8 protein-coding genes are annotated in these 8,160 nt (G+C 69.3%); 6 read left to right on the forward strand and 2 right to left on the reverse strand.

Annotated elements, in window-relative coordinates; translation table 11 throughout:
• From crtI to ACP5M5_RS13940, 3 genes are all read left to right on the forward strand, one after another.
• Nucleotides 1-999: phytoene desaturase family protein (gene crtI, locus ACP5M5_RS13930; protein ID WP_427938331.1), on the forward strand; the 999-nt coding region annotated here is incomplete at its 5' end.
• The gene (locus ACP5M5_RS13935) at nt 992-2,017 is read left to right on the forward strand and encodes a phytoene/squalene synthase family protein (RefSeq protein ID WP_427938333.1); all 1,026 of its coding nucleotides are present in this window, start codon (nt 992-994) and stop codon (nt 2,015-2,017) included. The genes crtI and ACP5M5_RS13935, both read left to right, overlap by 8 nt.
• 40 nt (nt 2,018-2,057) lie before the next feature.
• Nucleotides 2,058-2,198 (forward strand): hypothetical protein, encoded by a 141-nt coding sequence (locus tag ACP5M5_RS13940; protein ID WP_427938335.1) that lies wholly within the window; start codon nt 2,058-2,060, stop codon nt 2,196-2,198.
• A 19-nt stretch (nt 2,199-2,217) separates the two neighbouring features.
• Here ACP5M5_RS13940 and ACP5M5_RS13945 read toward each other — a convergent pair whose 3' ends face one another.
• Both ACP5M5_RS13945 and crtD read right to left on the reverse strand, forming a co-directional pair.
• On the reverse strand, nt 2,218-3,081 hold the full coding sequence (locus ACP5M5_RS13945; RefSeq protein WP_427938337.1) for a carotenoid 1,2-hydratase: 864 nt from the start codon (nt 3,079-3,081) through the stop codon (nt 2,218-2,220).
• Between the two features lie 26 nt (nt 3,082-3,107).
• On the reverse strand, nt 3,108-4,667 hold the full coding sequence (gene crtD / locus ACP5M5_RS13950) for a 1-hydroxycarotenoid 3,4-desaturase CrtD (RefSeq protein WP_427938339.1): 1,560 nt from the start codon (nt 4,665-4,667) through the stop codon (nt 3,108-3,110).
• A 213-nt stretch (nt 4,668-4,880) separates the two neighbouring features.
• On the opposite strand from crtD, the gene ACP5M5_RS13955 reads away from it, so the two are divergent.
• From ACP5M5_RS13955 to bchC, 3 genes are all read left to right on the forward strand, one after another.
• Nucleotides 4,881-5,750: a polyprenyl synthetase family protein gene (locus ACP5M5_RS13955; RefSeq protein ID WP_427938341.1), complete on the forward strand. Its 870-nt coding sequence runs from the start codon at nt 4,881-4,883 to the stop codon at nt 5,748-5,750.
• A 41-nt stretch (nt 5,751-5,791) separates the two neighbouring features.
• Nucleotides 5,792-6,934, forward strand: coding sequence for a methyltransferase (locus tag ACP5M5_RS13960; RefSeq protein WP_427938343.1), 1,143 nt, complete (start codon nt 5,792-5,794; stop codon nt 6,932-6,934).
• A gap of 95 nt (nt 6,935-7,029) precedes the next feature.
• Complete coding sequence (gene bchC, locus ACP5M5_RS13965) at nt 7,030-8,034, forward strand: chlorophyll synthesis pathway protein BchC (protein WP_427938345.1); 1,005 nt, start codon at nt 7,030-7,032, stop codon at nt 8,032-8,034.
• Nucleotides 8,035-8,160: the final 126 nt, after the last annotated feature.

Below are 8,160 nucleotides of genomic sequence, written 5' to 3' on the forward strand. Positions count from 1 at the left end.
GCTTGGCGAAGCGTCCATGCCGTGGTCGCGGCGCATGTGCGCGATCCGCGGCTGCGCGTTGCGCTGAGCTTTCATCCGTTGCTGATCGGCGGCAACCCGTTTGCGGTGAGCAGCATTTATTGTCTCATCGCTCATCTCGAGCGGCGCTTTGGTGTCCATTACGCGGTTGGCGGCACCGGGCGGTTGGTTGCCGGACTGGTCAAGCTCATCGCGCGCTTGGGGGGGCGGATGCGGTATGGCGCCGAGGTGCGACGCATCCTGGTGCGCGACGGCGCGGCGGTTGGTGTCGCGCTGGCCGGCGGCGAGGAGATTCCGGCGGCGATCGTGGTCTCCAATGCCTGCGCGGCGTGGACCTATCGCCATCTCGTGCCGGCATCGGCGCGGCGACGCTGGACCGACCGCCGGATCGAGCGCGCCCGCTATTCGATGAGTCTCTTCGTCTGGTATTTTGGCACCCGGCGGCGCTTTCCCGCGGTCGCGCACCACACGATCCTGCTTGGGCCGCGTTATCGCGATCTGCTCGTCGATATTTTCGATCGCCAGCGCCTCGCGACCGATGTCAGCCTCTATCTGCACCGGCCCACCGCCAGCGATACGACACTCGCGCCGCCCGGCTGTGATGCGTTCTATGTTCTCGCCCCGGTCCCACATCTCGCGAGCGGCATCGACTGGGCGCGCGCCGCCGAGCCCTTTCGCGCCGCCATCGCGCGGCACCTCGATGCGACGATTCTTCCGGGGTTTGAGGCGGACATTGTCACCTCGCGGGTGATGACGCCGACGGATTTCGCCACCCGGCTGCTTTCGTTTCACGGGGCTGGTTTCGGTCTCGCCCCGATCTTGACGCAGAGCGCGTGGTTTCGCCCGCATAATCAGAGCGAGGACATCAAACATCTCTTCCTGGTCGGCGCCAGCACCCATCCCGGTGCTGGGGTTCCGGGCGTGCTCTCCTCGGCGCGGGTGCTCGATAAAATCGTGCCGGCCGGGGCGCCCGTTGCCTGACCTTGCGACCCGCGCCGATCTTGCCGCGTGCCGCCGGTTGCTGCGGGGGGGGTCGAAATCGTTCCATGCCGCGGCCTTCCTGCTGCCAAGGCGGGTGCGCGCGCCGGCGATCGCGCTTTATGCGTTTTGTCGTGTCGCCGATGATGCCATCGATCTCGGCAGCGATCGGGGCGCGACCGGCACCCTTGCCGCCCTCGCTCACCTGCGCGAGCGGCTTGCTGCGATCTATGCCGGCCAGCCGCAGCCCTTCGCCGTCGATCGCGCGTTCGCCGACGTGGTTTCGCGCTTCGCACTGCCGCGCGCCTTGCCCGAAGCGCTGCTCGAAGGGTTCGCCTGGGACGCCGAGGCCCGCCATTATGAGACCTTGGCGGATCTGGTGAGCTATGCGGCACGCGTCGCCGGCGCGGTCGGTGTTATGCTCGCGCTCATTATGGGAGTCGGGACGGCGGCGGCGATCGCGAGGGCGATCGATCTCGGCATCGCCATGCAACTTTCCAACATCGCCCGCGATGTCGGCGAGGACGCGCGCGCCGGCCGGCTCTATTTGCCGCGACAGTGGCTGCGCGAACAGGGTATCGACCCTGAGGCGTGGCTCGCGCAGCCGGCCTTCACGCCGGCGCTCGGGGCGGTAATCGCGCGGCTGCTGGCGGCGGCGGACGGGTTTTACGCACGCGCAGAGCCCGGGATCGCTGAACTCCCCTTCGCGTGCCGGCCCGGCATTCGCGCCGCCAAGGCGCTTTACGCCGAGATCGGCCACGCCTTGGCGCGCAACGGCGGCAATCCTATCGCCGGCCGCGCGGTGGTAACGCTGAGGCGGAAGCTTTGGCTGCTGGCCGGGAGTTTTCTCCCCGTCACCGGCGTTGGCCAGCGCGTTTCGGCGCGGGTCGCGTGGCTGCTCGATCTTTTCGCGCGTCTGGCCGAACGCGATCGTCTCGCGCGCGAAGGGCGAGGCTCTGTTCGGCTCGAACGGGCCGGCTGCGAGCGCGCAGGCCTCGGGCCGAGCCGCCAGACGGCGTGAGCGGCCCGGCGGCGTTCGCCGAGACGCGGGAGGAGAGGCGATGTTTCGCTGGGAATGGCTTTTGATCGAAGGGATCGTGTTGGCGCTCGCGATCATCGAGCTGGTGCGCACCCGCCGCGCGCTGCGGCGGCTGCGCGCGGCTAAGGCAAAGGACCCAGTGACGCCCGTGGCCGACGAATAGCCTGCCGCTCAGCGCATGATCAGGAGGCGTGCAACCACGGCCTGCCGCCCGCGCCCGACCAGCGCGGCATGCGGAACGGCAGCATCGCCTGCACCCAGGCCGCGCGGAAGCGATCGAGAGCGAGGGTTTCGTGCATCGCCGTCGCCGCTTGGCCGAGAAGCCGCGTCGCCACCAGAGAGCGGGCGTAAAACGGCGTATCTTCGAGCGTTGCCTGAATTTTCGCGCCGGCTTCGGCGCGGGTCGCGCGTGATAGCCGCCAGCGTGTCGGCGTCAGCGTGACCGGCGGCGGCGGCACCAAAGTGATGACATCGCCGCTCCGCGCATAATACCGCGCGAGCGGGGCACGCGCGCCGATACGGGGGATGACGTCATAGAGCACAACGGTGCCGCCGCGGAGCGTGGTGCGGCTCCAGCTCCAGCCGCTGAAATCGCTCTCCAGCGGCACCGCGCCGAAATTGCTGTCGAGATAGGCCGGCCCCGACCAGCAGAGAGCCGGGCGGGTCAGGGCGATCTCGGCGTCCGCGACCGGCGCGATCGGCCGCCACCGATGTTGGCCGGCGGCGTCGAGGGCGATGCTTTCCTCGGCGATCCGCGGGCAGTGCAGGCGAACGACACCCTGGATGCGCGATGGCCACGGCGCCGTCACCTCGTTGATCCGCACCGTGAGACCCGTCTCGTCCCAGCTCAGCGTGCTCGACCCGATAGCGAGCGCGTCGGCGCTGCGCGACAGCCGGTGCCGGCCACGCTCGGTCATCGCCCAGCGCTTGCGAGCGCCCCCATAGAGCGCGACGTTGAGGGCGCAATGGGCGAGCGGATCAGCGGCGCCCCAGCGGCGCGCGGCCGCGTAATACGGGGAGAAGACGCTGCCAATGAAGGCGATCACGGTGATGCCGTGCTCGCCATCGGCGCTCAGCGCATCGAGATACCACCAGGCATAGCCACCTGGCGGGATCGCGACGTCGAAGCCAGGTCCGCGAGCACCCGCGCCGCCGCGAGCTGTCCCGAAAGCGCCGCCATCGGCACTCCCGGCCCGGGATGCACGCTCCCCCCGGCGAGATAGAGCCCCGGCAGACGGGTCGGCGCCGCGGGGCGGCGGAAGGCCGCCCGCCAGCCATGGAGCGCGCGGCCGTAAAGCGCTCCCTCGCTCGCTGGGAAAAGGGATGCGAACTCCGCCGGCGTGGTGCGTCGCATCGCTCCTGGCCGCGGCTCCAGGGTTAGCCCCGCCCGTTCGAGGAGGGAAAATGCCCGCGTTTCGCATCGTTCGATCTCCGCATCGGTGAGGGGGCGAGCCGCGCGCGCCGCCGGGGCGTTGACGATCAGAAATAACCGTTCCGCCCCCGCCGGGGGCGGCGCCTCGCGCGCGCCGCGATCTTCGGCGCAGACATAGACGGTTGGTTCCGCGGGACTCTCGCCGCGGCTGAGGATGGCCTCGAATTCGGCGGCGTAGTCGCGGGCAAAGAACACGGTGTGGCGAAGCAGCGGAAACCCGCGCGCGGATGCGAGCATCGCCCAGGTGATCGCCGACAGCGAAGCCGGCGCGCGCGCGCATTGGCGCGGCAGCGCTGCCCGCGCCGCCGGTCCGAACAGGCCGATGGCGAGAGCGCGGCTGTCGGCGTTGACAATCACCGCGTTGGCCGCAACCACCTCGCCCGAGGCCAAGGTGACGCCGGCCACCCGGCCGCTAGCGACGTCGATCGAGGTGACCTCGCTCTCATAGCGGATGATCGCCCCGCGTGCCGTCGCCAGCCCCGCGAGCGCGGTGGCGAGGCGGTACATGCCGCCCTCGACCAGCCACACCCCCTCTTGTTCGACATGCGCGATCAGCATCAGTGTCGCTGGCGCGAGAAAGGGTGAGGCGCCGCAATAGGTGGCATAGCGGCCGAAGAGCTGGCGCAGCCGTGGGTCGCGGAAATAGGTTTCGAGCGCTTGCCAGAGTGTGCGAAACCGCGAAACGCCGGCAAGCGCGCGTAGCCCGCCCGGTCCCGCGCGACGCAGCATGCCGAGCAAGCTGGGCTGGCCGGCGCGCAGAAAACTGGCATCGAGAGCGGCATAGAGGCGGCCAGCATCAGCGATGAAGCGGCGATAGCCGGTGGCTTCCGCCGCCCCCGCGAAGGCGCCGATGGCGTCGATCGTGCGCTCGCGTGCGGCGAACAGATCGAGCCGCTCCTCAGCGCTCCAGGCATGGCGCGCAAGAATGTCCGCGGGATGGAGCGTGAGGTGATCCTCGAGCCGGGCGCCGGCGCGGGCGAAGATGTCGGCAAACACCGCACGTAGGGTGAGAACCGTCGGGCCGACATCCAGCCGGAGCCCGCCGAGGCAGGCTTCGCGAAGCTTGCCCCCTGGCGTCCCCGCGCGTTCCAGCACCACCACCTCCAGGCCCTTTTGGGCGAGCTCCAGGGCGGCAACCAAGCCGCCGATGCCAGCGCCGATCACGGCGATGCGAGAGGGGGCGAGGCGCGGGGATGGCACGGGATGCGGCTTCCGTGGGCTGCGAAAACACTTGACAACACGTCAATTTAGAATGACAGTTTTAATTGTCAATTTCGATTTACGCTTCGGCTTGGCGGCCGCCATGCGTTGTCGGCGACGCCGTCAAATCGACACCGCCGAATTGGCACCCACCAAGCGTCAATGACTGAGTGACAGCAACGCACAGGCAGCAACGAGCCAGGGAAGAACGACATGGACGCGATGACACGCATCGAACGCCGCTTGGCTGAGACGATGGCCCGGGCTACGGCCCAGGGTGGCCCGCCAGGTCTCGCCGCCGCCATGCGGCACGCCGTTTTTCCCGGCGGGGCGCGTATTCGGCCGCGGCTTTGCCTTGCTGTTGCCAGCGCTCTCGGCGACGACGATCCCGACCTCACCGAGGCTGCCGCGGCGGCGATCGAGATTCTGCATTGCGCCTCGCTGGTGCATGACGATCTCCCCTGTTTTGACGACGCGGCGATGCGTCGCGGCCGCCCCTCCGTCCATCACGCCTTTGGCGAGCGCCTCGCCGTGCTGGCCGGCGACGCACTCATCGTGCTCGCCTACGAGACTTTGGCGTTGAGCGTGCCGCGTTCGCCGCAGCGTCTACCCGCCCTTCTCGCGATTCTCAGCCATGCCGCTGGCGCCCCGTTCGGCATCGCCGCCGGCCAGGCTTGGGAATGTGAGCCGGAGATCGATCTCGCCAACTATCAGCGGGCCAAGACCGGCGCGCTGTTTGCCGCCGCCACCATGGCCGGCGCCGCCGCCGCCGGCGGGCCGACCCAGGCGTGGCGGCTCGTCGGTCTGCGCCTCGGCGAGGCCTATCAGGTGGCCGATGACATCCGCGATACCACCGCCCGCCCCGAGGATATCGGCAAGCCGGTTGGCCAGGACCAGGCTCATGCCTGTCCCAATGCCGTGCTCTCGCTCGGCCTCGGCGCGGCGCGGGCGCGGCTTCGTCGGCTCATCGACGGGGCGGTGGCGGCGATTCCGCCGGCCGCCGGGCGGGCGCGGCTCAGCGCGCTCATTCTGGATGAAATGTCGCGCCTCATGCCGCCCGAGAGCGTTCATCGCGCCGCGTGATGGCAAGCGGGGTTGCGCAGGGCAGGGTGGCGCGCGGCGGCATGACCGCCTCATCTCGCGACGAGAGTATCGGTGAACAGGTGCGCGATCTGTGGCGCGAAACCCGCAACCGGCTGCTCGCGAGCCCGCGCTTTCAGCGCTGGGCGGCCGGTTTTCCGCTCACCCGCCGGCTCGCCGCGCGCCGCGCGCGAGAGCTGTTCGATCTTGTCGCGGGTTTCGTCTATTCGCAGATCCTGCTCGCGGTGGTGCGTTTCGATCTTGTCTCAATCCTCGCCGAGGAAGCGCCAACCGCCCCAGGTCTCGCGGCGAGGCTCGATCTGACCGAGGCGGCGGCGCGCTGTCTGCTCGAAGCCGCGGCAGCGCTCAGGATTGCCGAGCCGCGCCGCCAGGGCCGGTTTGCGCTCGGCCCGCTCGGTGCCGTGCTCGCGGGCAACCCGGCGATCGCCGCGATGATTGCGCATCATGACATGTTCTATGCCGATCTTGCCGATCCGGTGGCTTTGCTGCGCGGCACGCGCAAGGAGACCGCGCTCGCCCGATTCTGGCCCTATGCCACGGGAGAGGCCCCGGCCCAACTCTCGGCGGCGGCGGTTGCGGCCTATGGCGCCTTGATGGCGGCCTCGCAGCCATTGATCGCCGGTGACATCCTCGACGCCTATCCCTGTCACCGCCATCGCGTTCTGCTCGATATCGGCGGTGGGGAAGGGGCGTTCGTGATTGCCGCTGCGGCGCGCGCGCCGGCGCTCCGTCTGATTCTGTTCGATCTTCCGGCGGTTGCCGCGCGGGCGCGAAGGCGTTTCGCCGCCGCTGGGCTCGAAGGGCGGGCGCTGACGTATGGCGGGGATTTTCTCAGGGATGAGCTTCCCGCCGGCGCCGATCTCGTGACCCTGGTGCGGGTGCTGCATGATCACGATGACGCGAGCGTGCTTCGCCTCCTTCTCGCCGTCCGCCGCGCGCTATCGCCGGGGGCGCGGCTCTTGGTCGCCGAGCCGATGGCCGGCGTCGCCGGGGTGGAGCCGGTTGCCGCCTATTTCCATTTTTATCTGCTGGCGATGGGGCGCGGCCGGCCGCGCCCGCCCGCCGCCCTCGCCGCTTTGCTGGAAAGTGCCGGGTTTCGCGGTGTCCGCCGGCTTCCCACCCGCCGCCCGCTGCTGGTTGGCGCGCTCTTGGCAGAGGCTCAGTAACGGTCGGAATGTAAAATTCACTTGACGATTGTATTAGTCAATCTACAGTGACACTTGATAAAAAGCGACCCCCCGGTCGCGGGAGATGTCCAAGGATGGATACGATTGCCGTGGTCATGGAGCGACCTGAACATCTCGCCCTTCGGCGTCTTCCGTTGGCGACGCCTGGCGAAGACGAGGTCGTGGTCGAGGTCGAGTGGAGCGGGATCAGCACCGGCACCGAGCGTCTGCTGTGGTCAGGCCGTATGCCGCCCTTTCCCGGCATGGGGTATCCGCTTATTCCTGGCTATGAGTCCGTCGGCCGTGTCGTTGCGGCCGGCGCCGCTTCTGGCACACGACATGGGGCGCGGGTGTTTGTCCCCGGTGCGCGCTGGAGCGGTGCCGTGCGCGGCCTGTTCGGCGGCGCGGCGCGGCATCTGGTGGCGCCCGGGCGGCGCGTGCTGCCGCTCGCTGAGCATCTCGGCGAGGAGGCGGTGCTGCTGGCGCTTGCCGCGACCGCGTGGCACGCGATGCAGAGCCCCGCTGCCGCCCACGCCTCTGCGCCGGACGCGACATCGTCCCCTCCCGCTTCCCCGGGCGCTGCAACCTGCTTGCCGCCCGACCTGATCGTTGGCCATGGCGTTCTCGGCCGCCTGCTTGCGCGCCTCACGCTCGCCATCGGCGCGCCGCCGCCCGTGGTGTGGGAGCGCAATCCCGCGCGCGCCGCGGGGGCCAGCGGCTATCAGGTGATCGCCCCGGAGGAGGATCGGCGGGAGGATTATCGTGCGATCTTCGAGGTGAGTGGCGATTCGGCGGTGCTCGATCGTCTGATCGCCAAGCTCGCGCGCGGCGGTGAGATCGTGCTGGCTGGATTTTACGCCGAGCCGCTTTCCTTTGCCTTTCCTCCGGCTTTCCTGCGCGAGGCGCGGCTGCGGGTGGCGGCGGAATGGGCCGCGGGCGATCTCGCGGCGGTGCGCGACATGGTGGAGGCGGGGCGGGTGTCGCTCGCCGGGCTGATCACCCACCGCGCCGCCGCCACCACCGCCGATGCCGCCTATCGCACCGCTTTTGGCGATCCCGCTTGCCTCAAAATGATTCTCGATTGGAGGGTATGCTCATGACCGCAATGCCAAAGCCTCACCCGGCGCCTGAGGCGCCACATCGCACGGGGTCGGACAAATTCGGAAAAAAACAGATCATCGCGATTTATGGCAAAGGCGGGATCGGCAAAAGCTTCACCCTCGCTA

The sequence above is a fragment of the Acidibrevibacterium sp. genome, from assembly GCF_049965395.1.
Lineage (GTDB): Bacteria > Pseudomonadota > Alphaproteobacteria > Acetobacterales > Acetobacteraceae > Acidibrevibacterium > Acidibrevibacterium fodinaquatile.